Raw genomic sequence first — 23,127 nt, forward strand, 5'->3', positions numbered from 1 at the left:
CCGTGAGGTGGGAGCTCACTTCAGCCTGCTCGACACGAGGATGGACACCAGGTGCAGCAGCGTCTGCACGAGCGCGATGCCGGCGAGCACGGCGACGCCGAGCCGGGAGTAGAACAGGTCGCCGTGCAGCTGGTCGAGGACGGCCAGCACCAGGATGAGCAGGGACGCCTCGATGCCGAGGATCAGGCGGTGGAACTTGAGCGCCGAGGCGGCCCGGCGGGCCAGCGCCATGCCGGAGGAGCGCGGCTCGGACGCCGCCTCCTTGACCGGGGGCATGCCGCCCTGGTGGCGGGCGACGCCGACGAGGTCGGTCTCGGCCTTGATCAGGATCGCGCCCAGCGCGGCCAGCGTGCCGAGGAAGGCCCACAGCCAGTCGATCCGCCCGCTGCCCCACAGGTCGGCGGCGCGCAGGCCGAATCCGACGAGCACGGCGGCGTCGGTGAGATACGCGCCGACCCGGTCCAGGTAGACCCCCGCCAGGGAGTACTGCTTCTTCCAGCGCGCGATCTCGCCGTCGACGCAGTCCAGCAGCAGGTACATCTGGACGCACACCACGCCGAGCACGGCGCCCGTGATCCCCGGCACCAGCAGGGCCGGGGCCGCCAGCACGCCGAAGACGGTCATCAGGTACGTGAGCTGGTTGGGCGTGACCCTGGTGTCGACCAGATAGCGGTCCACCCGCAGGGACACCTCTCGCATGTAGAGGCGTCCCATCCAGTGCTCACCGCTGCGCCGGTCCTTCACCCCCGGAGGGTGGACGACCGGTCTGAGTTCAGCTACCGATGGCCTTGACATAGTCGGCGTAGACGTCCTTGATCTGTTCGGTCTTGAGGTCGAGGTGTTCGAGGATCGTGTAGCGGCCGGGCCGGGTCTCGGGGGCGAACTCCACGGCCCGGACGAACTCGTCCACCGTGAAGCCGATGTCCTCGGGCAGGACCGGCAGCCCGTGGCGGCGCAGCACCTGCGCCATGTAGGCCGACTCCTCGTGGGCTCCGCGCAGGTACATCGCGAAGGCCGCTCCGAGGCCGCACTGCTCGCCGTGGGCGGCAGCCCGCTTGGGGAAGAGCAGGTCGAAGGCGTGGTTGATCTCGTGGCAGGCGCCGGAGGACGGGCGGGAGTCGCCCGACACCGACATGGCGATGCCGCTGAGCACCAGCGCCTCGGCCAGGACCTGGAGGAAGTCGGTGTCCTGGATGCCGCCCGGGTGCCTGAGCACCGCCTCGCCGGCCTGGCGGGCGATCGCGGCGGCCAGGCCGTCGATCTTCTCGCCCTTGATCCGGTTGGCCAGCTCCCAGTCCGCGATGGCCGAGATGTTCGACACCGCGTCGCCGATGCCGGCGCGCACGAACCGCACCGGGGCCTCGCGGATCACGTCCAGGTCGATCACGACGGCGATCGGGTTCGGCACACCGTAGGAGCCGCGCCCCGCGTCGTTGTCGAGGGTCGCGACCGGCGAGCACAGGCCGTCGTGCGCGAGGTTGGTCGGCACGGCGACCAACGGGAGGCCCACCCGTGCCGCGGCGAACTTCGCGCAGTCGATGATCTTGCCGCCGCCCAGACCCACCACGGCGTCGTAGCGGCCGGCCTTTATGTCGCCGGCCAGCCGGACGGCGTCGTCGAGGGTGCCGCCGCTGACCTCGTACCAGCAGGCGCCGGGCAGGGCCGGGGTGAGGCGCTCGCGCAGCCGGGCGCCCGAGCCGCCGCTGACGGCGATCGCGAGCTTGCCCGAGTGCGAGATGCGCTCGTCGGCGAGGACCCCCACCAGGTCGTCGAGGGCGCCGGGGCGGATGTCGACGACGACGGGCGAGGGGATCAGCCGGGTCAGTACTGGCACGCGATCTCCCGTCCGCGCGCGAGGTCGTCGTGGTTGTCGATCTCGACCCACTTGACGTCGCCGATCGGCGCGACGTCGATACGGAAGCCGCGGTTCACCAGCTCCTGGTACCCGTGCTCGTAGAACTGCTGCGGGTCGGTCTCCCAGACGGCCTTGAGCGCGTCGGCCAGTTCGGGGGCCGCGTCGCCCTCGATGAGGGTGACGCCGATGTATTCGCCGGTGGCCTCGGCCGGGTCCATCAGCTTGGTGATCTTCGTCATGCCCTTCCCGGGGTCGACGACGACCTTCATCTCCTCGTCGGCGAGGGACTTGACGGTGTCCAGCGCGAGGATGATCCTCCTGCCCTCACCGCGCGCGGCGAGCAGCGTCTTCTCCACGGAGACGGGGTGCACGGTGTCGCCGTTGGCGAGGATCACGCCGTCCTTGAGTGCGTCACGGCCGCACCACAGGGAGTAGGCGTTGTTCCACTCCTCGGCCTTGTCGTTGTCGATGAGGGTGAGCTTGAGGCCGTACTTGGCCTCCAGCGCCGCCTTGCGCTCGTACACGGCCTCCTTGCGGTAGCCGACGATCACCGCGACCTCGGTCAGACCGATCTCGGCGAAGTTGCCGAGCGTCAGGTCCAGCACCGTGGGCTCGCCCTCTATGCCCGCAGGCCCGACCGGCACCAGCGCCTTGGGCAGGCTGTCGGTGTAGGGGCGCAGACGCCGTCCGGCGCCGGCCGCCAGCACGAGGCCGATCATGCGGGTTCTCCTTCATCGTGTACGGCGGGGGCCCCTGCGGACACCCAGAAGCGGATGCTCTCGACGAGCACCACCAGGGCGACGGCCACGGCGAGCACCGTGAGCGCGACCTCGAACTGCGAAGCGGTGAGCAGCGCGGCCAGCACGGCCACGAGCAGCGTCCGCCCTTCCTGCCCCCCGACGGCGCGCACCAGCCAGGCCGGCGGCGCTCCGGCGTCTCCGCGGATGCGGTACACCGTGTCGTAGTGATGGTAGGCGACGGCGGCCACCAGGCCGAAAGCCGCGGGAAGCGCCGCACCGCCCCCGGTCCTCGCCGCGAGGATGAGGACCGTGCAGTATTCGGCGGCCCGGAAGAACGGCGGGATCAGCCAGTCGAGGGCGCCCTTGAGGGGGTGGGAGAGGGCCTCGGCGGACAGGGCGACGTAGACCAGCGCCGCCAGGACGAGCCACCAGCTCGCTCCCCACACCCAGGCGCCGCCCGTGAGCAGGACTGCGCCGACGGCGGCGGAGAGGGGAGCGGTCCGACGGGGCCTGCCCGGCGCGAGGCGGATCAGCGGTCCGGCCAGCGGTCCGGTGTCCGCGAGGTCGGCCAGCGCCTGCGCCGCACGGTCGGTACGCCGGGCCTTGCGGGTCAGTGAGCGCAACACCCGCCCGGCCGTGGTGTACGTCGCCGCGAAGGCGCAGCCGATCAGCAGCGCGTAGAAGGTGATGCGCGGAGTCGTCGCGGCGGTGAGCACGGCGATCATGGCCCATCGTTCACCGATGGGCAGCACTATCATCCGCCGCACCCAGACCGTCCAGCCGACGCTGTCGAGCTTGTCGGAGAGGGCGGCGGTGGGGCTGGTGTTGGCGGTGGCGTCGTGGTTGGCCTCGTTGAAGGAGAAGTCCACGACGTGCCGGCAGGTCTGCAGGATCATCGCGCCCAGCGCGAGCGCCCATACGTCGTCGCTGCCGCCGCCGCGGGACGCGCCGAGCGCGAGACCCGCGTAGTAGGCGTACTCCTTGGCCCGGTCGAAGGTGGCGTCGAGCCAGGCGCCGAGCGTGGAGTACTGCAGGGAGTAGCGGGCGAGCTGGCCGTCGGTGCAGTCCAGCACGAAGGACGCGATGAGCAGGACGCCGGCGGCGACGAACCCGGGCCGGGTGCCGGTGGCGGCGCAGGCCGCCGCGATCAGCGCGGTGATCAGCGAGGCGGTGGTGACCTGGTTCGGGGTGAGGCCGCGGCGGGCGCACCAGCGGGCGAGGTAGCGCGAGTACGGGCTGATGAAGTGGGTGGTGAAGAAGCCGTCGCGGGCCTTGACGGCCGACTTCAGGCGGACGGCCTCGTCGTCCACGGCGGCGACGGCCTGGCGTGCCTCGTTGCGGGCCTGCGGGTCGGCGGGGACCTCGGCGACCAGGCTGCCCAGCTCGGGGCGGTGCACGTCGACGCCGTCGGCGTCGAGGGATTCGACGATGCGGTCGGCGAGGCTGCCGACGTCCTCGACGCTCGACGCGGCTCGCGTGGCGGCGCCGGCGGGGGCGCCGCCGCCGGACGCGGAGTTCTCCCGGGCCATGGCGCGGGTCAGGGCCTGGCGGCCGGCCGGCTGCGCGGTCACCGCGCCCGGGATCGCGGAGAGCGCGAATCGGGGGTCGGTGAGGCCGAGGCGCAGCGCGTGCTCGTGGCCCACGAAACGGGCGTCCACGACGGCGACGCGCTCGTCGCCGGGGACGCCGGCGAGGAGGGTCTCGGCGTCACCGGCGTCCGCTGCGGTCCGGACGTCGAAGCCGAGGGACCGCAGATCGCCCTCGATCGACGATCCGGGGACCGGCGAGCCGGTGAGGATGGCGGTCGACAACCGAACTCACTCCCTGGTCCGGCGCGTGCGCGCCGGTCATGTACACAATGGGGGGGCGCCCCTTGGCCGCACCGGAGGTCTCACCGGTGACCGCGCCAGGCGGGCGGCATGTCGGCAGAGGCTATCGGATGCCGACAAGGCCGTGTTCACCACCCGTTCGGGCCCGCTCGACGCGATCCGGGCCGCCCGGCCCGAACCCGGCTTGAACCGGCCTTTGCCGAGATCATCATCGGTGATCGGCGACCCGGCCGACAAACCGTGCCACACAGAGCCGACATCGCAGATATAGCGGACTCCGCGGACACCGGCAGACATCGCAGCTATCGCGGACATCGCCCACCGCGCCGGCTTCCCCGCACGTCGGCATAGGGTCTCGGGCATGACGTGGCTGATCACCGGCGGAGCCGGATACATAGGGGCGCATGTGGCACGGGCCATGACCGGAGCCGGAGAGCGCGTCGTCGTACTGGACGATCTCTCCACGGGCTCGGCCGCACGGCTCGGGCCGGACGTCTCGCTCGTGCAGGGCTCGGCCCTCGACGCCGGGCTGGTCGAGCGGGTCCTCGCCGAGCACTCCGTGACGGGCGTGGTGCACCTGGCCGCGCACAAGCAGGTCGGCGAGTCGGTGGCGCGGCCCACCCGCTACTACCGGGACAACGTGGGCGGTCTGGCAGCCCTGCTCGACGCGGTCGCCGGGGCCGGCGTCCGGCGCTTCCTGTTCTCCTCCTCCGCGGCCGTCTACGGCACCCCGGACGTGGACCTCATCACGGAGGACACCCCGTGCGCTCCGGTGAACCCGTACGGCGAGACCAAGCTCGCCGGCGAGTGGCTGGTACGGGCGGCCGGGCAGGCGCACGGCATCGCGACGACGTGCCTGCGTTACTTCAACGTGGCGGGGGCCACGGCGCCCGAGCTCGCCGACACCGGCGTCTTCAACATCGTCCCGATGGTCTTCGACCGGCTCACCCGGGACGAGGCCCCACGGATCTTCGGCGCGGACTACGAGACCCCGGACGGCACCTGCGTCCGGGACTACATCCACGTCGCCGATCTGGCGGAGGCGCACCTGGCGGCGGCCCGGCGGCTGTCCGCGCCGGACGCGGTGGGGGATCTCACGGTGAACATCGGGCGGGGCGAGGGCGTGTCCGTGCGCGAACTGGTCTCGCTCATCGGGGAGGTCACCGGCGACACCCGGCCGGCGGTGATCGAGGGCCGCCGGCCCGGGGACGCGCCGCGCGCGGTGGCCTCGGCGGAGCTGGCGGCCCGGGAACTGGGGTGGACGGCTCGACGGGGCGTGCGCGAGATGGTGGACTCGGCCTGGCGGGGCTGGCAACTGCACCACGCGTGACGCCGAGAGCGCGGCGGCGTCCTGACCTGCGCTTCGTTTCCGCAGGTCAGGGCATATGACAACGGTGTTCAGTACCGCGTTGCCGGATACCCCCCACCCGTAGTTGACTGTGATCCCGGGCGGGACACGACCGATCACGAAGGGGCGGCTTCCATGGGGGCTGGGCACGACCACGGCCACACCCACGCACACGCGCCGACCACCGGCACGGCCGCCGCGGCGTACCGCGGCAGGCTGCGGGTCGCGCTGTCGATCACGCTCGGCGTCATGGTGGTCGAGATCGTCGGCGGGCTGCTCGCCGACTCCCTCGCGCTGATCGCGGACGCCGCGCACATGGCGACGGACGCCCTGGGCCTGGGCATGGCGCTGCTCGCCATCCACTTCGCCAACCGGCCGCCGAGCGCGAACCGCACCTTCGGGCTGGCCCGCGCGGAGATCCTCGCCGCCCTCGCCAACTGTCTGCTGCTGCTCGGAGTGGGCGGCTACGTGCTGTACGAGGCGGTCCAGCGGTTCCTCACGCCGGCCCCGACCGAGGCCGGGCTGATGATCTGGTTCGGCGCGATCGGTCTGGTCGCGAACATGATCTCGCTCACCCTGCTGATGCGCGGCCAGGCGGAGAGCCTGAACGTGCGCGGGGCGTTCCTGGAAGTGGCCGCCGACGCGCTGGGCTCGGTGGCGGTGATCGTCTCGGCGGTGGTGATCCTGACCACCGGCTGGCAGACCGCGGACCCCGTCGCCTCGCTCGCCATCGGCCTGATGATCGTGCCGCGGACCGTGAAGCTGCTGCGCGAGACGCTCGACGTGCTGCTGGAGTCGGCTCCCAAGGACGTCGACATGGCGGAGGTGCGGTCCCACATCCTGGCCCTGGACGGGGTGCAGGACGTCCACGACCTGCACGCCTGGACGATCACCTCGGGGATGCCGGTGCTGTCGGCGCACGTCGTGGTGGCCTCGGACGCGCTCAACGCCATCGGCCACGAGAAGATGCTGCACGAGCTCCAGGGCTGCCTGGGCGACCACTTCGACGTGGAGCACTGCACCTTCCAGCTGGAGCCCGTCGGACACGCGGAACACGAGGCGCGGCTCTGTCACTGAGCGTGCGCGCGGTCCCCGACGGCGTAACCGCACAGACGTTCCGGGCGGTTCCCCGCCCGCGGCGCCGGGCAAGATCAGCTACCGGGTCTCCTGCCGCGCGCGGGACATGCGGGCATTCGCGCGAAGTGCCGGGAGTGCCGGACGCGTACGGCAGACTGGGGACGCGAGGACCGATGCTTAAGGATGGGTATGCCGATCACACCTGCCACCGCGACACACAACTCGTCGAACGGCACCGCTGACGCGATCTTGCTGGAGCTGGTCGACGAGAACGGCGTCACGATCGGCACCGCGGAGAAGCTCGCCGCCCATCAGCCGCCGGGGCAACTGCACCGCGCGTTCTCCGTGTTCCTCTTCGACGAGCGGGGCAGGCTGCTCCTGCAGCAGCGGGCGCTCGGCAAGTACCACTCCCCCGGCGTGTGGTCGAACACCTGCTGCGGTCACCCCTATCCGGGCGAGGCGCCGTTCGCGGCGGCGGCGCGCCGCACGTTCGAGGAGCTGGGCGTCTCCCCGTCGCTGCTCGCCGAGGCCGGCACGGTCCGCTACAACCACCCCGACCCGGACTCCGGGCTGGTGGAGCAGGAGTACAACCACCTGTTCGTCGGTCTGGTGCAGGCGCCGCTGCGGCCGGACGCGCAGGAGGTCGGCGACACGGCCTACGTGACGTCGGCCGAGCTGGCGAAGCGGCATGCCGAGGCCCCGTTCTCCTCCTGGTTCATGACGGTGCTGGACGCCGCTCGGCCGGCGGTCAGGGAGCTGACGGGCCCCTCGGCCGGCTGGTGACGTTCAGGGCAGCCTGACCGGCTTGAGCGGCAGGGCGGCCCAGATCACCTTGCCGCCGTTCCCCGTGTGCTCGACGTCGCACACCCCGCCCGCCTCCCTGGTGATCTCCCGCACCAGGAGCAGTCCGCGGCCGCCCGTGCGGCCGTGGTCGGTCTCCAGGGCGGTCGGCCGGTAGGGGTGGCTGTCCTCGACGGAGACCCGCACCCACTCGGCGCCGACGGCGATCTCCACCGCGAGGGTGGGCGAGAGCACGGCCGCGTGCCGGACGGCGTTGGTCACCAGCTCGGAGACGATCAGCAGGAGCCCCTGCGCCAGGTCGTCCGGGATCGGCACCCCCTGGCGGTACAGCAGGTCCCGCACGGCGTGCCGCGCCTGCGGGACCGAGGCGTCCACGGCGGCCGCGGTGAACCGCCACACGCCCTCGTAGGGCAGCGGTCGCGGTTCGGCCTCCGCAAGGGGTTCGGAAGGTGCGGCCGGCCCGCCCGCTGGGCGCGGGTCGGGCCCCCGCCCGTGATCGTCCATCGTCCGGTCGCCACCCTCGCGCTCGATTGTCACCACACGTCGAGTGTGGGAACGAGACGCTCCCCTCCGGATGACTGAACAGAAGTCAGCGGTTAATGAGCGTTTCCGACCCCATCAGAAGGACACCGTCGAGCGCAGGACCGTTTCTGTCGCGTCTGCGCCGCCTTCGCGCACTCTTCGGGTTGTACGGGTTCCACGGTGCGGCTCCTCCCATTTGACCCCTTTGCCGCCCGCGCCGCCCGGTTCGCGCCGCCCGCCCGCACCGACCGCCTCACTGCCGCCGCAAGCCGGATGGTTAGCATCCGGGCATGGAGCCCGAACTGCTGCACGGCGTCACCGACCAGGTCGCCACCGTCGTCCTGCACCATCCCGCGAAGCGCAACGCCATGACCGCCGCGATGTGGGCGGCACTGCCCCCGCTGCTGGACACCCTGGCCGCCGACCCCGGCGTACGGGCGCTGGTGCTGACGGGCGCGGGCGGCACCTTCTGCGCCGGGGCGGACATCTCCACGCTCCAGGGGTCGCCGCAGGAGGCCCAGACGCTGGCGGTGCGCGCCGAGGACGCCCTGGCCGCGTTCCCCAAGCCGACGCTGGCGGCGGTCCGGGGGCACTGCGTGGGCGGCGGCGCCCAGCTCGCCGCCGCGTGCGACCTGCGGTTCGCCGAGGAGGGCGCGCTGTTCGGGGTGACGCCGGCGAAGCTCGGGATCGTCTACCCGTCCTCCGCCACCAGGCGGCTGGTGTCCCTGGTGGGGCCGGCCACCGCCAAGTACCTTTTGTTCTCCGGCGAGTTGATCGGCGCCGACCGGGCGCTGCGCACCGGACTGATCGACGAGGTACTGCCCGCCGACGAACTCGACGACCGCGTCGGGGAGTTCACCCGCCTGCTGGTGTCCCGCTCCCAGCTGACACAGGCCGCGGCCAAGGAGTTCGCCGACGGACGCACGGACCGGGACGCCCACTGGAGCGCGCAGGCCCGGGGCAACGGCGACACGGCGGAGGGCGTCGCCGCGTTCCTGGAGCGCCGCGAGCCGCGCTTCGCCTGGACCGCGTCCGGGTGAAGCGCCGACGACGGCGGACGGCCGCCGCGCGGCGGGGCCCCGGCACGACGACCGCGTCCTGATCCCCGAGTGTCGGCGCCACCTGCCACAATTGCCGCGCAACCTCAGTGGAGAAGGCGGTACGGGATCGTGACGACACCCGGGTCCATCGAAGCAGGATCCATCGAAGGCAGGATCGCCGAAGAACTCGGCGTACGGGAACGGCAGGTCAAGGCGGCCGTAGAGCTGCTCGACGGCGGCTCGACGGTGCCCTTCATCGCTCGTTACCGCAAGGAAGCGACCGAGATGCTCGACGACGCGCAGCTGCGCACGCTCGAGGAGCGGCTGCGCTATCTGCGGGAGCTGGAGGAGCGGCGGGCCGCGATCCTGGAGTCGGTGCGCGAGCAGGGCAAGCTCACCGACGCGCTGGAGGCGCAGATCCGGGGCGCCGAGACCAAGGCGCGCCTGGAGGACGTCTACCTACCGTACAAGCCCAAGCGGCGCACCAAGGCGCAGATCGCGCGCGAGGCGGGCCTCGAACCTCTCGCGCAGGGGCTGCTCGGCGACCCCTCGGTCGATCCGATCGCGGCGGCCGCAGCCTTCGTCGACGCCGGCAAGGGCGTCGCCGACGCACAGGCGGCGCTGGACGGCGCGCGGGCGATCCTGACCGAGCGGTTCTCGGAGGACGCCGACCTGATCGGCGAGCTGCGCGAGCGCATGTGGGGGCGTGGCCGGCTGGTCGCGAAGGTGCGTGACGGCAAGGAGGAGGCGGGCGCGAAGTTCGCCGACTACTTCGACTTCGCCGAGCCGTTCACCGCGCTGCCCTCGCACCGCATCCTGGCCATGCTGCGCGGCGAGAAGGAGGACGTCCTCGACCTCGTCCTGGAGCCGGAAGAGCCCTCCGAGCAGCCCGGCCCCTCCTCGTACGAGGGCATCGTCGCAAGCCGGTTCGGCATCGCCGACCGCGGCCGCCCGGCCGACAAGTGGCTGACCGACACGGTCCGCTGGGCCTGGCGCACCCGCATCCTCGTGCACCTCGGCATCGACCTGCGGCTGCGTCTGCGGACGGCCGCCGAGGACGAGGCCGTGAACGTCTTCGCCGCCAACCTGCGCGACCTGCTGCTCGCCGCCCCGGCCGGCACGCGCGCGACGCTGGGCCTCGATCCCGGCTTCCGCACGGGCGTGAAGGTCGCCGTCGTCGACGCGACCGGCAAGGTCGTCGCCACGGACGTGATCCACCCGCACGTCCCGGCGAACCGGTGGGACGAGGCCATCGCCAAGCTGGCGCGGCTGTCCGCGGAGCACGCGGTCGACCTGATCGCCATCGGCAACGGCACCGCGTCCCGCGAGACCGACCGGCTGGCCGCTGAGCTGATCGCCAAACACCCGGAGCTGCAGCTCACCAAGGTGATGGTGTCCGAGGCCGGCGCCTCCGTGTACTCGGCCTCCGCCTTCGCCTCGCAGGAACTGCCGGACATGGACGTCTCGCTCCGCGGCGCCGTCTCGATCGCCCGCCGGCTGCAGGACCCGCTCGCCGAGCTGGTGAAGATCGACCCGAAGTCGATCGGCGTCGGCCAGTACCAGCACGACCTGTCCGAGGTGAAGCTGTCGCGTTCGCTGGACGCGGTGGTGGAGGACTGTGTGAACGGCGTGGGCGTCGACGTCAACACGGCCTCCGCGCCACTGCTCGCCCGGGTCTCCGGCATCACCTCCGGCCTGGCGGAGAACATCGTGGCGCACCGGGACGCCAACGGGCCGTTCACCTCCCGCACGGAGCTGAAGAAGGTGCCGCGGCTCGGCCCCAAGGCCTACGAGCAGTGCGCGGGCTTCCTGCGGATCCGCGGCGGATCCGACCCGCTGGACGCCTCCAGCGTGCACCCGGAGGCCTACCCGGTGGTGCGGCGCATGGTGAAGACCTCGGGGCAGGAGGTGGCGTCGCTGGTCGGCAACACGGCGGTACTGCGCTCGCTGCGGCCGACGGACTTCGTGGACGAGACGTTCGGTCTGCCGACCGTCACCGACATCCTCAAGGAGCTGGAGAAGCCCGGGCGCGACCCGCGGCCCGCGTTCAAGACGGCCGTCTTCAAGGACGGCGTGGAGAAGATCTCCGACCTGGCCGCCGGGATGGTCCTGGAAGGCGTCGTGACCAATGTGGCGGCCTTCGGGGCGTTCATCGACGTCGGCGTCCATCAGGACGGTCTGGCGCACGTCTCCGCCCTGTCGAAGACGTTCGTCAAGGACCCGCGGGAGGTCGTCAAACCGGGTGACATCGTCAAGGTGAAGGTCCTCGACGTGGACATCCCGCGCAAGCGGATCTCCCTGACGCTGCGGCTGGACGACGAGGCGGCCGCCCCGGGCGAGCAGGGCAGGCCCTCCGGCGGCGGACGGCAGCAGCGGGACGGCGGCGGGGGCCGTCCGCCCCAGCAGCGCCAGCGACAGCAGCAGGCCGGCGGACAGCGCGGCGGCGGCTCGCGGCAGGCGGCGGCGCCGCCTGCGAACAGCGCGATGGCCGACGCGCTGCGCAAGGCGGGCCTGCTCGACCCGAAGAAGGGCCGGGGCTGAGCACCCGGTGACGAGACCGTCCGGGCCCGCGGCGCACGCGCCGTGGCCCGGGCCGCTCGTACAGTGACCGTATGGGTGCTTCGCGGGTCCTCAGCTGGAGCGTGTCGGCGAGCGGCGGTTACGAGACCGCGTGGACCGAGGCGGGAGACGGCGTGCTCCGCGCCCGGGGGCGGGCGGTCGGCACGACGCCGCAGCCGTACTGGGTGTCCTACGAACTCGACACGGCCGACGGATTCGTGACCCGCCGGCTGCGGGTCACCGTCGAGTCGGCCGAGCGCACCCGCTCCCTGGACCTGCGGCACGACGGACGGGGCGGCTGGACGGCCGACGGGGAGCGCCTTCCCGGCTTCGACGAGGCCCTCGACTGCGACCTCGGCCTGTGCCCGCTCACCAACACCATGCCGGTGCTGCGGCACGCACTGCACCGGCGGCCGGGCGAGCGCCGGTTCCTGATGGCGTGGGTGTCGGTGCCGGCGCTGACCGTGCGACCGTCCTGGCAGACGTACACGCATCTCGGCGCGCACCCGCAGGGCGGGGCGGTGGTCCGCTACACCTCGGGGGGCTTCCGCAGCGACGTCGCCTTCGACCCGGACGGTTACGTCCTCGACTATCCCGGACTGGCCACCCGGCTGGTCCCCTAGCGCTCCGTCAGCTTGCCGTCCACGACCTCCAGCCGGCGCGTGACGTGGACGGCGTCCAGCATCCGCCGGTCGTGGGTGACCAGCAGCAGCGTGCCCTCGTAGGCGTCGAGGGCGGACTCCAGCTGTTCGATGGCCGGCAGGTCGAGGTGGTTCGTCGGCTCGTCGAGGACGAGGAGATTGACGCCCCGGCCCTGCAACAGGGCGAGGGCGGCGCGGGTGCGCTCACCGGGTGACAGCGTGACCGCCGGACGCATGACGTGCTCCGACTTCAGGCCGAACTTGGCCAGCAGGGTGCGCACCTCGGCGGGTTCGGTGTCGGGGACGGCCGCCCGGAACGCGTCGAGCAGCGACTCCGCCCCGTGGAACAGCTGCCGCGCCTGGTCGACCTCGCCGACCAGGACGCCCGAGCCCACGGCCGCGTGTCCGGCGTCCAGCGGGATCCGGCCGAGGAGCGCGCCGAGCAGGGTGGACTTGCCCGCGCCGTTCGCACCGGTGACCGCGACCCGGTCGGCCCAGTCGATCTGCAGCGTCACCGGACCGAGGCGGAAGTCGCCGCGCCGCACCTCGGCGTCGCGCAGGGTGGCCACGACCGCGCCCGAGCGCGGGGCGGCCGCGATCTCCATGCGCAGCTCCCACTCCTTGCGCGGCTCGTCGACGACCTCCAGACGCTCGATCATGCGCTGCGTCTGCCGGGCCTTCGCTGCCTGCTTCTCGCTGGCCTCGCTGCGGAACTTGCGGCCGATCTTGTCGTTGTCGTTGGCCGCCTTGCGGCGCGCGTTCTTGACGCCCTTGTCCATCCAGGAGCGCTGGGTCTGCGCGCGGTCCTGCAGGGCGGACTTCTTGTCGGCGTACTCCTCGTAGTCCTCGCGGGCGTGCCGGCGGGCCACGTCCCGCTCCTCCAGGTAGGCGTCGTAGCCGCCGCCGTAGAGGTTGATCTGCTGCTGGGCGAGGTCGAGTTCGAGGACCTTGGTGACCGTGCGGGTGAGGAACTCGCGGTCGTGGCTGACGACGACCGTGCCGGCGCGCAGGCCGGTCACGAAGCGTTCGAGGCGCTCCAGGCCGTCGAGATCGAGGTCGTTGGTCGGCTCGTCCAGCAGGAAGACGTCGTAGCGGGACAGCAGGAGGGAGGCGAGGCCCGCGCGCGCGGCCTGGCCGCCCGACAGCGAGGTCATCGGCTGGTCGAGGTCGACGCCGAGCCCGAGCGAGTCGGCGACCTCCTCGGCGCGCTCGTCGAGGTCGGCGCCGCCGAGGTCGAGCCAGCGCTCCAGGCTCGTCGCGTACGCGTCGTCCGCGCCGGGCGCCCCGTCGACCAGAGCCTGGGTGGCCTCGTCCATCGTGCGCTGCGCCTCGGCGACGCCGGTGCGACGGGCCAGGAACTCCCGCACGCTCTCGCCGGGCCGGCGCTCCGGCTCCTGGGGCAGATGGCCGACGGTCGCGGTCGGCGGGGAGAGCCGCAGCTCGCCCTGCTCGGGAGCGGTGAGCCCGGCGAGCAGCGTGAGCAGGGTGGACTTGCCCGCGCCGTTGGCTCCGACCAGCCCGATCACGTCCCCGGGGCCGACGACGAGGTCGAGCCCGGAGAAGAGGGAGCGGTCGCCGTGCCCGGCGGCGAGGTTCTTGGCGACGAGGGTGGCAGTCATCAGACGGTAGATCCTAGTGGGCGGGCGCCGCCCCTCGTCGCCAGGGTTTCGCTCCGACGGCGGCCGGGGTCCGTTACCGTCCCTGCGTGGACATTCAGGGAGACGGCGGGATCGTCGTGGTCGGCAGCGGGGTCGTCGGGCTGACCACGGCCGTCGTCCTCGCCGAGCGCGGCCGGCGGGTACGGGTGTGGACGCGGGACGCCGCCGAGCGGACCACGTCCGCCGTCGCGGGCGCGCTGTGGTGGCCGTACCACATCGAACCGAAGGCGTCGGCCCGCGTGTGGGCGCTGCGTTCGCTGGAGGTGTACCGGGGGCTGGCCGAGCGGCCCGAGGAGACCGGGGTGCGGCTGGTCGAGGGGGCCATGGGCGAGATGGACCCGGCGGACGTCGAGGGCTGGGCGGCGGGCCGGCTGCCCGGGCTGCGCCGGGCCACCGCCCGGGAGCACCCGGCGCGCAGCGCCGTCTGGGCGCGGCTGCCGCTGATCGACATGTCGGTGCATCTGCCGTGGTTGCGGGCGCGGCTGCTGCGGGCGGGCGGCACGGTCGAGGAGCGCACCGTGTCCGACCTGGCGGCGGTGGACGCGCCGGTCGTGGTCAACTGCACCGGCCTGGGCGCCCGCGACCTGATGGGCGACGACTCGGTGCGGCCGGTGCGCGGGCAGCTGGTCGTGGTGGAGAACCCCGGGGTGGACACCTGGCTCGTCTCCACCACCGCGGCCGGGGAGCTGACCTACTTCTTCCCGCAGCCGGGACGGTTGCTGCTGGGCGGCACGTCCGAGGACGGCGTCGGGTCCCTGGAACCGGACCCCGCCCGGGCGGAGGCGATCGTGCGCCGGTGCGCCGCCCTGCGGCCGGAGGTGGCCGGGGCGCGGGTGCTGGAACACCGGGTGGGGCTGCGGCCGGCCCGCCCGGCCGTGCGGCTGGAGCGGCAGGAGCTGCCCGACGGACGCACGGTCGTCCACCACTACGGGCATGGCGGAGCCGGGGTGACCGTGGCCTGGGGATGCGCGGAGGAGGCGGCCGCGCTGGCCGTCTCCTCCTGACCGGTCACGGAACCGGCGCGCGTTCCAGGCCCCGGCCGGGGCCGGCCGACCCCGGCCGGCCCGTCAGGGAAGCCGGAGCTCGCGCCGCGGCGCGCCCGTGCCGGCCGGCGGGGCGGCGTGGGAGGCGGCGGCGGCCGGGCGGGACCCGGCCGTCGCGGCGGCGAACGCCTTGGCTCCGCCCACGAAGGGGACCCGGGCCGACGTGCGGGACAGGTCCACGGCGAGCGTCGGGGTGTCGGCGGGCGGGTCGATGAGGTCCCTGTCGGTGCCCGCCACGATCAGCGCGAGGCGATGACCGGCCGGGACGACGTGGTCGGTGGCGGCGAGGCCGAGGGTGATCGTGTACGCCCTGCCCGGAGTGAGCGGCACGCCCTTGCCGGGGTCGGCGTAGGTGCCGAGGTCGGCCCAGCCCCGGCTGACGACGGTGGCGCCCACGTCGACGGTCTTTGCCTTCGTCTCCTTGAAGCAGGCGCTGTCGCCCGCGGTGCTCTCGCCCCAGCAGGTGCGCTCGTCGAGGGTGGTGATGCCCTCGCCGCCGGCCGCGTAGTCCCGGACGGTGTCCGGGCCGAGGTCGACGAGGACGGCGCTCAGGTGAGCCGTGGCCGTGGTGGGCGTGGCGGTGACGGTGACCTGGGAGGAGCCGGACAGGCGCAGGTCACGGGTGAGGGCGCCGGTGACGAAGCCTGCCTTGTCGGGCGTCGGCGTGTCGATCCGCGCGGCCCAGTCGGTCTCGTCGAGCCGCGGGTCGTCGGTGAAGGTCGCGCTGCCCGTGCCCCTGCGCAGACCGAGGGCGCCGGCGGTCGGGCGCAGGATCGCGGTCCGGGTGCCGTGCGGCGGCCAGACCTTCGAAGTGACCCACTGGTCGGGGTGGCGTTCGATGTCGGCCATCGGCTCGCGGTCGATGCCGTTGTCGTAACCGAGGAGTTCGTGGTCGAACCAGCGGTGCAGGGTGTCGACCCAGTCGGCGCGGCGGAAGTCGAAGGGATCGACGTGGCCGGTCTGGGAGAGCCAGATCTTGCGCTCGACGCCGTTCTTCGCGAGGGCGTCCCACCACTGCCCGAGGTGCTTGGTGCGAACGTTGAGGTCCTGCAGGCCGTGGACGAGGAAGACGCTGGCCTTCACCTTGCGCGCGTCCTTGACGTAGTCGCGCTCGGTCCACAGCGGCGTCCGGTCTCCGGTGCGCGGGGCGTCGTCGACGAGTCGGCGCTGGACGGCGGCGCACCGGGTGCGCGCGTCGGGGGAGGTGACGTAGTCGGCGAGGGCGTCGGGGCCCGAGTCGTAGAGCGGGGCGCCCTGGGCGAAGTAGTAGTCGTACCAGGAGGAGATGGCGCTGATCGGCACGACCGTCCTCAGGCCCCGGACGCCGGTGGCGGCGACGGCGTTGGCGATGGTGCCGTCCCAGCTCTTGCCGATCATGCCGGTCGCGCCGTTGGTCCAGCTCGCCCTGGTGGTCGTGCTGCCGGTGCGGGTGGTGTAGGCCTTGGCGCGGCCGTTGAGCCAGTCGACGACGGCCTTGGCGGACTGCACCTCGAAGCGGCCGCCCACGTCCTCGCAGCCGTCGGAGCGTCCGGTGCCGGCCAGGTCGACGCCGACGAAGGCATAGCCGCGCGGGACGAAGTAGTTGTCGTAGAACAGCGGCATCTGGACGACGTTCCCGGCCGGGTCGTACGTCTTGAGCTGCCCCTCGTTGCCGCGTCCGCAGCAGGAGTAGTAGGGGCTCGCGTCCATGATGACGGGCACCTTGCGGCCCTGTGCGGCGGGTTCGCGGGGGCGGACGACGTCGGCGGCGACCCGGTCCGTCCGGCCGTCGCCGTCGGCGTCGAGCCCGGTGTCGACCCAGACGGCTTCGCGGACGGCGTCTGTGTAGGAGTACACGGGTCGGCTCTCGCGTGGGGCGCCGTGGGCCGCTGCCGGGGTGAGGAAGGCGGCCACCAGGAGGGTGATGACGGCGGTCGCGAGCGGTCTCCAGGTCGTGAAGCGCGTGCGTGTCGGCATGCGCGGGACGGTACTCCGGTCAACTCCCGTGCAGAAGAGGGCACATGATGCTCCGGGGGGCGCGGGAAGGCCGGTGGCCGGAACACGACCGTGTGGGTGGTTCGCACGTGTCGGCCGAATGGCGATCGTGTGACAGGGGTGGTGCTGGGCAGGTCCTGGGGCACAGGGAGTCAATAGGCTCCCAACAGACCCCTTGCCTCTACGACTTGGAGCTTTCGTGCAGCGCAGAATCCTCGCGCCGGGCGCACTGGCCGCCGCGTCCGTCCTGCTGGCGATCCCGGCATCGGCCGCGAGCTTCTCCCCCGGCGCCCCGGGCATCGGCGACCCCTACTACCCGGCCTACGGCAACGGCGGATACGACGTCTCCCATTACGACCTGCGGCTGAAGTACCAGCCCGCCACGGACGAGTTGGAGGGGACGGCGACCATCCTCGCGACGACCACGCAGGATCTGTCGCGCTTCGACCTGGACTTCCTGCTCGACGTCAGCGAGGTGCGGGTCGACGGCGTGAAGGCGGCGTTCGCCGCCTCCGGCGAGCACGAGCTCCAGATCACGCCGAAGAAGGCCCTGCCCAAGGGCGCGGCGATCACCGTCGTGGTGCGCTACAGCGGAGTCCCGTCGTCGAAGCAGGCGTACGGCTTCACCAGTTGGCACCGCACCCCGGACGGCGGGGTCGGCGCGAACGAGCCCGAGTCGGCCTGGTGGTGGTTCCCCAGCAACGACCACCCGCTCGACAAGGCCACCTACGACGTGTCGGTCCAGGTGCCGGACGGCACCCAGGCCCTCTCCAACGGCACGCTGCAGTCCACGAGTTCCCGGGCCGGCTGGACCCGCTACAACTGGCGGTCCGGCAAACCGCAGGCCACCTATCTCGCCACCCTCGCGGTCGGCAGGTTCGACATCACGACCGGCACGACCGAGAGCGGCATCCCGGTCGTCAACGCCTACAGCCAGGACCTGGGCGACAACGCCGGTGCGGCGCGGGCGAGCATCGAGCGGACCGGGGAGATCGCCGACTGGCTGAGCGGCTACTTCGGGCCGTACCCCTTCGACGCGCTCGGCGGGTACGTGCCGAACACGACCACGGGGTACGCGCTGGAGACGCAGACCCGGCCGTTCTACAGCCCGCGGCAGTTCGCGAGCGGCTCGAACACCTCCGTGGTGGTGCATGAACTGGCCCACCAGTGGTACGGCGACTTCGTGTCCGTGGCCGGCTGGAAGGACATCTGGCTGAACGAGGGCTTCGCCCGGTACGCGCAGTGGCTGTGGTCCGAGCACGAGGACGAGGGCACGGCGCAGGAGCTCGCGGACTACGTGTACGCCGCGCATCCGGCCGACGACGCGTTCTGGACGGTGAAGCCGGGCGACCCTGGCCCGGAGAACCAGTTCGACATCGCCGTCTACGACCGGGGCGCGCTGGCCGTGCAGGCGCTGCGCAACGAGATCGGCGACGACGCGTTCTTCACCGTCCTCAAGGGCTGGCCCCGGCAGCACGCGTACGGCAACGCGGCGATCGCCGACTTCCGGCAGTACGCCGAGCAGGTCTCCGGCAAGCGGCTGGACGCGTTGTTCGACACATGGCTCTTCGAGCCGGCCAAGCCCGGGGCGCCCGCGGCGCGCACCGCGTCGATCGCGAAGCCGGCGGCCGCGCCCGTGGCGCCGAGGTCGTGGAAGAAGATCGCCGCGACGAACGACGTCCATGAGCACTGAGCCCTGCCCCCTCCGCCCATGGCACGGCCGGAACTCTGCGAACTCCTGTCTGATTCACGGTGGTTCTGGGTAACAAGCCGTGCAGACGGACACCGGAGAGAACGGGGAGAGCCCATGGCGACTGCACGGAACGGCAACGAGGGTCTGGGTGTGTGGCGGGTGCTGCCGCTCGTCGGGGCGGTGGTCCTGGCCATCGGCCTGATCGGCGGGATGCCGCTGCTGACGCTGCTGGGCGCGGTCGTGGCTCTGGTCGGGGTGGTCGGCCTCACCGTGGCGAGACGCAAGCAGAACTGACGTCCAGCCGTCGGGGCGTCGGGGCGTTGCGAGGTCGGCGGGCTCCGCGAGCGGGTGTCGGCCCGCTCGCGGCAGACGTCGGCACTACCGCCGTCACGGACCCGCCGTCACCGGCCCGACGGGCCCGCCGACGCGGGTCGGGCGCCGCTCTCGGGAGTGCCGGCCGTGGGAACCGCGGCGGGGGCGGCCGCCGCGGCCAGCAGTCCGGATCGCGACAGGGCGGCGCTCTCGGTGGCCGGGACCGTGCAGGCGTACGCCCCCGCCAGCGCACCGTACTCGGCGCACCGGCGGGGCGGTTCGCCGCTGAGGCGGCCGAAGAGGAAGGCGGACGCGAAGGCGTCGCCCGCGCCGTTGGAGTCGACCGCCGGCGCGGGCGGTGCGACGGCGGGCACATGGGTCAGCTCGCCGTCCGCCAGCAGATACGCCCCCTCGGCGCCGGCCGTGGCGACGACCGCCTCGGCGCGGCCCCGCCCGGCGATCCGGCGCATGGTCGCCTGCGGGTCCCGCAGCGCGGTGACGGAGACGAACACGACGTCCGCCTCGTAGGCGAAGGCCTCGTGGTAGGGATTCTCGCCGTCCCAGTTGTGCAGGTCGGTGGAGATGCCCACGCCCGCCTCGCGGAGCACGGGGAGGGCCTCGGCACAGGGGTGGGTGATGGACACGTGCGCGTGGCGGCTCACCGCGGCCAGGGCGCGCAGCGTGTCCTCGGGGAAGCGGTCGTCCGGGCGGCTGCGGCTGTTGTCGTACAGGGAGAGCCGTCGCCCGTCCGGGCTCACCATGTTGACCGCGCGCTTGGTGCCGGCGGGCTGCGGGATCTCGGTCAGGGCGATGCCCCGGTCCCGGTGCAGGGCACGCACGAGGTCGCCCTCGGGGTCGTCGCCGAGGAAGTCCAGGTGGTGGGTGCGCAGGCCGAGGGCGGCGAGGCCCAGGGCGACGAAGTCGCCGGTCTGCCCGGCGCGGGCGCGGATGCCGCCGTCGATCATGTAGCTGTCGGCGTACGGGAGCGGGAGTTCGGGCACGTACACGATCGTGTCCACGCCTGCCCCGCCCAGGACCAGGACGTCGACGTCCCTTTCGGCGTTCCCGTCGTTCTCCGCGCGCACACGCGTCACCCCTCCCCGTGGTCGTACACCGTCACCGCGACGCCCTGCGCCACCAGCCGCTCACCGACGAGCGGCTCGACACGGGACCACTTGCCCCCGGCCAGCCCGCAGCCTATCCGGGGCATGTGCACCGACGCGCCGAGTTCCAGGGCACGGTCGGCGAGGCGGGCCGGCGCCGCGTCGATGGCGTCGTAGCGCACGGGGACGCCCTTGCTGCCCGTCCGCACGCCGCGCTGGCCGATCATGTCGGCCACCCACACATCCCTCTCCACCCGGACCGTCTGGAGCGCGCCCAGGGCGAAGTCGTTGGATGCGCGCTCCCTGTGCCAGGCGCGGTAGGCCGCCTCGGGTTCGGGCCAACGCCGCGACAGCGCCAGGACGAACCCCTTCCCCCAGCCCCCGACGTCGTTGCAGACATGGGCGATCACCTTGACGCCCTTCACCGACGGAACGGTGGCGTCACCCCGGACGTATGCGATCTCCGACATGACGCCACCGTAGGCGGTGCCGCTGACAGCGGCTCCGGAGTGCTATTCGGTGAGCTGGGAGAGCTCCGGGTCCGTCGCCTCGGACACCCGGTCGCGGACCGCGAACCAGCCTGCCACGAGGGCGGCCGCCACCACCGGGATCAGCAGGAGCGTCCTGCGGCCGACCTCGGGGTCGTCCCACATCAGGCCGAGGACCGCGATCAGGAAGACGATCGTGACGATCTCCGTGGCCGGGCTGCCCGGGAGGCGGAAGGAGGGCCGCCGCACGAGCCCCGCCCGCGCGCGGCGGACGAAGACCAGATGGCAGATCATGATGATCACCCAGGTGCTGATGACGCCGAGGGAGGCGATGTTCAGCACGATCTCGAAGGCCTGGCCGGGCATGAGGTAGTTCAGGCCGACGCCGAGGACGCACACCGCGCAGGTCAGCAGGATGCCGCCGTAGGGGACCTGGCTGCGGTTCATGCGGGCGGTGAACCTCGGCGCCGAGCCCGCCATGGCCATGGAGCGCAGGATGCGGCCGGTGGAGTACAGGCCGGAGTTCAGGGAGGACATGGCGGCCGTCAGGACCACCAGGTTCATCACGTCGCCGGCGCCCGAGACGCCGATCTTCGACAGGACCGTGACGAACGGGCTCTCGTCGGCCGAGTACAGCGAGCCGGGCAGCAGCACGGCGAGCAGGACGACCGAGCCGACGTAGAACAGGCCGACGCGCCACATGATGGAGTTCACCGCGCGCGGGACGATCTTCTCCGGCTCCGCCGTCTCGCCCGCGGCGACGCCGACCAGCTCCAGCGCCGCGTAGGCGAAGATCACGCCCTGCATGACGAGGACCACGGGCATGGCGCCGTGCGGGAGGAGTCCGCCGTGCTCCGTGATCACGCCCGGGCCGGGCGTCTGCCCGCCCACCTGGTGCCGGGTGGCGAGCAGGAAGATGCCGACGCACATGAAGGCGACGAGGGTGGCGACCTTGACGATCGCGAACCAGAACTCCATCTCGCCGAAGATCTTCACCGAGATCAGGTTCACCGCCAGCACCACCGTGAGCGCGACCAGCGCGAGCACCCACTGGGGGATGCTCGTGAACAGGCTCCAGTAGTGCGTGTACAGCGCGATCGCGGTGATGTCGGCGATGCCGGTCGTGGACCAGTTCAGGAAGTACATCCAGCCGGCGACATAGGCGCCCTTCTCGCCGAGGAACTCGCGCGCGTACGACACGAAGGAGCCGGAGGAGGGCCGGTACAGGACCAGCTCGCCGAGGGCGCGGACCACGAAGAAGGCGAAGACGCCGCAGACCAGGTAGGCGAGCGCCAGAGCCGGGCCCGCGCTGTGCAGGCGTCCCCCCGCGCCCAGGAAGAGGCCGGTGCCGATGGCGCCGCCGATGGCGATCATGTTGACGTGGCGATGCTTGAGGTCCTTGCTGTAGCCGGCGTCGCCCGCGTCCGCGGGTGACGCGGCCGCCTGGGGGGCGGCGACTTCGGCCGTGCGCACGCTGTCCTTGCTCACGGGTGGTTCCACTCTCTGGTGCGCCCGGGCCTGATGCGCCCGGGTGTCCGTACGGTCGTGGCCCGCGGCTCCCGGGTAGGGGGCACAGACCAAGGCAGCACCTTCCCGGGCTCGGGATGGCCATGCGGTGGCCGACGTCACACGGCGTCGCTTCGCACAGGACCCTCACCGCGGCTCCGCACTCTGCCGCTCCGGGTTTCACAGCACCGGTGTCACAGCGATACTGCTGCACATGACGATCGAGACCGAGGAGCCGGCCCTCACGGTCGACGAGCTGGCGGCCCGGGCGGGGGTCACGGTACGCACCGTGCGCTTCTACTCCACCAAGGGGCTGCTGCCGCCGCCGGCCATCGGTCCGCGCCGGGTGGGCCACTACGGCCCCGGGCATCTCGCCCGTCTCGCGCTGATCGAGGAGCTGCGCGAGCAGGGGCTGACGCTGGCCGCGATCGAGCGGTACCTGGACCGGCTGCCGCCCGGGCTCGACGCCCATGACCTCGCCGTGCACCGGGCCGTGGTGGCGTCCTGGGCCCCGGACGCGGTGGAGACGGTGACCCTGGAGGAGTTGCAGCGCAGGGCCGGGCGGCCGCTCGGCGAGGAGGACGTGGACCGGCTCGTCGCGATGAACGTCGTCCGGCGCGAGCGGGACGGGTACGGGGTCGACCCCGGACTGCTGCGCCTCGGTGTGCGGCTCCTGGACGTGCCTCTGTCGCAGGAGTCGATCCGCGCCGCGCGCGCCGTCCTTCTCGACCACGCGCGCGCCGCGGCCCACGAGCTGTCCCGGCTGCTGCGCGAGGAGGTTCCGGAGCGCGACGCGCAGGCGGTGCGCTCGCTGTCGGCGCACATGCAGCCCCTGGTCGTGCAGGCCCTGCTGACGGCCTTCCAGCGCTCGCTCACCGATGAGCTGCGGGAGTGGCTCGGGGAGCCGCCGTCCGACGGCTCCCCCTGAGACGCCCGGT

The 23,127-nt window shown here is 72.6% G+C and carries 20 protein-coding genes; 10 read left to right on the top strand and 10 right to left on the bottom strand.

What is annotated here, in order from left to right; translation table 11 throughout:
- Positions 1-15: 15 nt before the first annotated feature.
- Genes BG482_RS31150 through BG482_RS31165 form a run of 4 tightly spaced genes read right to left on the bottom strand, consistent with a single transcriptional unit; the run spans position 16 to position 4,406 of the window.
- Entirely contained in the window at positions 16-795 is a 780-nt protein-coding gene (locus BG482_RS31150) for a CDP-alcohol phosphatidyltransferase family protein (RefSeq protein WP_079142382.1), read from the bottom strand.
- A complete protein-coding gene (locus tag BG482_RS31155; protein ID WP_069772534.1) occupies positions 773-1,834 on the bottom strand; it encodes an iron-containing alcohol dehydrogenase family protein in 1,062 nt (353 codons plus the stop codon). Before BG482_RS31155 ends, BG482_RS31150 begins: the two co-directional genes overlap by 23 nt.
- Positions 1,822-2,574: a sugar phosphate nucleotidyltransferase gene (locus BG482_RS31160; RefSeq protein ID WP_069772535.1), complete on the bottom strand. Its 753-nt coding sequence runs from the start codon at positions 2,572-2,574 to the stop codon at positions 1,822-1,824. Before BG482_RS31160 ends, BG482_RS31155 begins: the two co-directional genes overlap by 13 nt.
- Positions 2,571-4,406 (bottom strand): DUF5941 domain-containing protein, encoded by a 1,836-nt coding sequence (locus BG482_RS31165; protein ID WP_069772536.1) that lies wholly within the window; start codon positions 4,404-4,406, stop codon positions 2,571-2,573. Before BG482_RS31165 ends, BG482_RS31160 begins: the two co-directional genes overlap by 4 nt.
- A 379-nt stretch (positions 4,407-4,785) precedes the next feature.
- On the opposite strand from BG482_RS31165, the gene galE reads away from it, so the two are divergent.
- The 3 genes from galE to idi all read left to right on the top strand — a co-directional run bounded on the left by galE (position 4,786) and on the right by idi (position 7,632).
- Entirely contained in the window at positions 4,786-5,754 is a 969-nt protein-coding gene (gene galE, locus BG482_RS31170; RefSeq protein ID WP_069772537.1) for a UDP-glucose 4-epimerase GalE, read from the top strand.
- Positions 5,755-5,907: 153 nt separating this feature from the next.
- On the top strand, positions 5,908-6,849 hold the full coding sequence (locus tag BG482_RS31175; protein ID WP_069772538.1) for a cation diffusion facilitator family transporter: 942 nt from the start codon (positions 5,908-5,910) through the stop codon (positions 6,847-6,849).
- Positions 6,850-7,038: 189 nt separating this feature from the next.
- Positions 7,039-7,632: an isopentenyl-diphosphate Delta-isomerase gene (gene idi, locus BG482_RS31180; protein ID WP_069772539.1), complete on the top strand. Its 594-nt coding sequence runs from the start codon at positions 7,039-7,041 to the stop codon at positions 7,630-7,632.
- A gap of 3 nt (positions 7,633-7,635) precedes the next feature.
- Here the strand turns inward: idi and BG482_RS31185 are convergent, their stop codons facing one another.
- Positions 7,636-8,154 carry an ATP-binding protein gene (locus tag BG482_RS31185; protein ID WP_069772577.1) on the bottom strand — a complete coding sequence of 173 codons (519 nt, stop codon included), beginning with the start codon at positions 8,152-8,154 and terminating at the stop codon, positions 7,636-7,638.
- A 308-nt stretch (positions 8,155-8,462) separates the two neighbouring features.
- On the opposite strand from BG482_RS31185, the gene BG482_RS31190 reads away from it, so the two are divergent.
- The 3 genes from BG482_RS31190 to BG482_RS31200 all read left to right on the top strand — a co-directional run bounded on the left by BG482_RS31190 (position 8,463) and on the right by BG482_RS31200 (position 12,394).
- Positions 8,463-9,212: an enoyl-CoA hydratase/isomerase family protein gene (locus BG482_RS31190; protein ID WP_069772540.1), complete on the top strand. Its 750-nt coding sequence runs from the start codon at positions 8,463-8,465 to the stop codon at positions 9,210-9,212.
- A 129-nt stretch (positions 9,213-9,341) separates the two neighbouring features.
- A complete protein-coding gene (locus tag BG482_RS31195; protein ID WP_069772541.1) occupies positions 9,342-11,753 on the top strand; it encodes a Tex family protein in 2,412 nt (803 codons plus the stop codon).
- 71 nt (positions 11,754-11,824) lie between these two features.
- Positions 11,825-12,394, top strand: coding sequence for a putative glycolipid-binding domain-containing protein (locus tag BG482_RS31200; RefSeq protein ID WP_069772542.1), 570 nt, complete (start codon positions 11,825-11,827; stop codon positions 12,392-12,394).
- Here the strand turns inward: BG482_RS31200 and BG482_RS31205 are convergent.
- Entirely contained in the window at positions 12,391-14,031 is a 1,641-nt protein-coding gene (locus tag BG482_RS31205; protein WP_069772543.1) for an ABC-F family ATP-binding cassette domain-containing protein, read from the bottom strand. The two genes, BG482_RS31200 and BG482_RS31205, sit on opposite strands and share 4 nt — an antisense overlap.
- An 86-nt stretch (positions 14,032-14,117) precedes the next feature.
- Here BG482_RS31205 and BG482_RS31210 point away from each other — a divergent pair, with 86 nt between their 5' ends.
- Positions 14,118-15,074 carry an FAD-binding oxidoreductase gene (locus BG482_RS31210; RefSeq protein WP_069772544.1) on the top strand — a complete coding sequence of 319 codons (957 nt, stop codon included), beginning with the start codon at positions 14,118-14,120 and terminating at the stop codon, positions 15,072-15,074.
- A gap of 63 nt (positions 15,075-15,137) precedes the next feature.
- Here the strand turns inward: BG482_RS31210 and BG482_RS31215 are convergent, their stop codons facing one another.
- Positions 15,138-17,069, bottom strand: a complete 1,932-nt coding sequence (locus BG482_RS31215) for a Xaa-Pro dipeptidyl-peptidase (RefSeq protein ID WP_069772545.1) — start codon at positions 17,067-17,069, stop codon at positions 15,138-15,140.
- A 217-nt stretch (positions 17,070-17,286) separates the two neighbouring features.
- Here BG482_RS31215 and BG482_RS31220 point away from each other — a divergent pair, with 217 nt between their 5' ends.
- Positions 17,287-18,780, top strand: a complete 1,494-nt coding sequence (locus BG482_RS31220; protein ID WP_069772546.1) for a M1 family metallopeptidase — start codon at positions 17,287-17,289, stop codon at positions 18,778-18,780.
- 114 nt (positions 18,781-18,894) lie between these two features.
- Positions 18,895-19,074: a hypothetical protein gene (locus BG482_RS31225; protein ID WP_069772547.1), complete on the top strand. Its 180-nt coding sequence runs from the start codon at positions 18,895-18,897 to the stop codon at positions 19,072-19,074.
- Positions 19,075-19,181: 107 nt separating this feature from the next.
- On the opposite strand, the gene BG482_RS31230 is transcribed toward BG482_RS31225, so the two are convergent.
- The 3 genes from BG482_RS31230 to BG482_RS31240 are packed head-to-tail and all read right to left on the bottom strand — an operon-like array spanning position 19,182 to position 22,171.
- On the bottom strand, positions 19,182-20,186 hold the full coding sequence (locus tag BG482_RS31230) for an adenosine kinase (protein WP_256096536.1): 1,005 nt from the start codon (positions 20,184-20,186) through the stop codon (positions 19,182-19,184).
- Entirely contained in the window at positions 20,183-20,665 is a 483-nt protein-coding gene (locus tag BG482_RS31235) for a macro domain-containing protein (RefSeq protein WP_069772548.1), read from the bottom strand. The genes BG482_RS31230 and BG482_RS31235 overlap by 4 nt, the downstream gene beginning before the upstream one ends.
- A gap of 42 nt (positions 20,666-20,707) precedes the next feature.
- Positions 20,708-22,171: an amino acid permease gene (locus BG482_RS31240; protein WP_069772549.1), complete on the bottom strand. Its 1,464-nt coding sequence runs from the start codon at positions 22,169-22,171 to the stop codon at positions 20,708-20,710.
- A gap of 232 nt (positions 22,172-22,403) precedes the next feature.
- Here BG482_RS31240 and BG482_RS31245 point away from each other — a divergent pair, with 232 nt between their 5' ends.
- Positions 22,404-23,117, top strand: a complete 714-nt coding sequence (locus tag BG482_RS31245) for a MerR family transcriptional regulator (protein ID WP_069772578.1) — start codon at positions 22,404-22,406, stop codon at positions 23,115-23,117.
- The last annotated feature ends 10 nt before the right edge of the window (positions 23,118-23,127 follow it).

The sequence above is a fragment of the Streptomyces sp. LUP30 genome, assembly GCF_001746365.1.
In the GTDB taxonomy this organism is placed as follows: domain Bacteria; phylum Actinomycetota; class Actinomycetes; order Streptomycetales; family Streptomycetaceae; genus Streptomyces.

Excerpts from the sequence above, each read along its gene's own strand:
- BG482_RS31150 (WP_079142382.1), bottom strand. The coding sequence starts at position 795 with ATGTCAAGGCCATCGGTAGCTGAACTCAGACCGGTCGTCCACCCTCCG.
- BG482_RS31160 (WP_069772535.1), bottom strand. The coding sequence starts at position 2,574 with ATGATCGGCCTCGTGCTGGCGGCCGGCGCCGGACGGCGTCTGCGCCCC.
- galE (WP_069772537.1), top strand. The coding sequence starts at position 4,786 with ATGACGTGGCTGATCACCGGCGGAGCCGGATACATAGGGGCGCATGTG.
- BG482_RS31175 (WP_069772538.1), top strand. The coding sequence starts at position 5,908 with ATGGGGGCTGGGCACGACCACGGCCACACCCACGCACACGCGCCGACC.
- idi (WP_069772539.1), top strand. The coding sequence starts at position 7,039 with ATGCCGATCACACCTGCCACCGCGACACACAACTCGTCGAACGGCACC.
- BG482_RS31185 (WP_069772577.1), bottom strand. The coding sequence starts at position 8,154 with ATGGACGATCACGGGCGGGGGCCCGACCCGCGCCCAGCGGGCGGGCCG.
- BG482_RS31190 (WP_069772540.1), top strand. The coding sequence starts at position 8,463 with ATGGAGCCCGAACTGCTGCACGGCGTCACCGACCAGGTCGCCACCGTC.
- BG482_RS31200 (WP_069772542.1), top strand. The coding sequence starts at position 11,825 with ATGGGTGCTTCGCGGGTCCTCAGCTGGAGCGTGTCGGCGAGCGGCGGT.
- BG482_RS31205 (WP_069772543.1), bottom strand. The coding sequence starts at position 14,031 with ATGACTGCCACCCTCGTCGCCAAGAACCTCGCCGCCGGGCACGGCGAC.
- BG482_RS31215 (WP_069772545.1), bottom strand. The coding sequence starts at position 17,069 with ATGCCGACACGCACGCGCTTCACGACCTGGAGACCGCTCGCGACCGCC.
- BG482_RS31225 (WP_069772547.1), top strand. The coding sequence starts at position 18,895 with ATGGCGACTGCACGGAACGGCAACGAGGGTCTGGGTGTGTGGCGGGTG.
- BG482_RS31235 (WP_069772548.1), bottom strand. The coding sequence starts at position 20,665 with ATGTCGGAGATCGCATACGTCCGGGGTGACGCCACCGTTCCGTCGGTG.
- BG482_RS31245 (WP_069772578.1), top strand. The coding sequence starts at position 22,404 with ATGACGATCGAGACCGAGGAGCCGGCCCTCACGGTCGACGAGCTGGCG.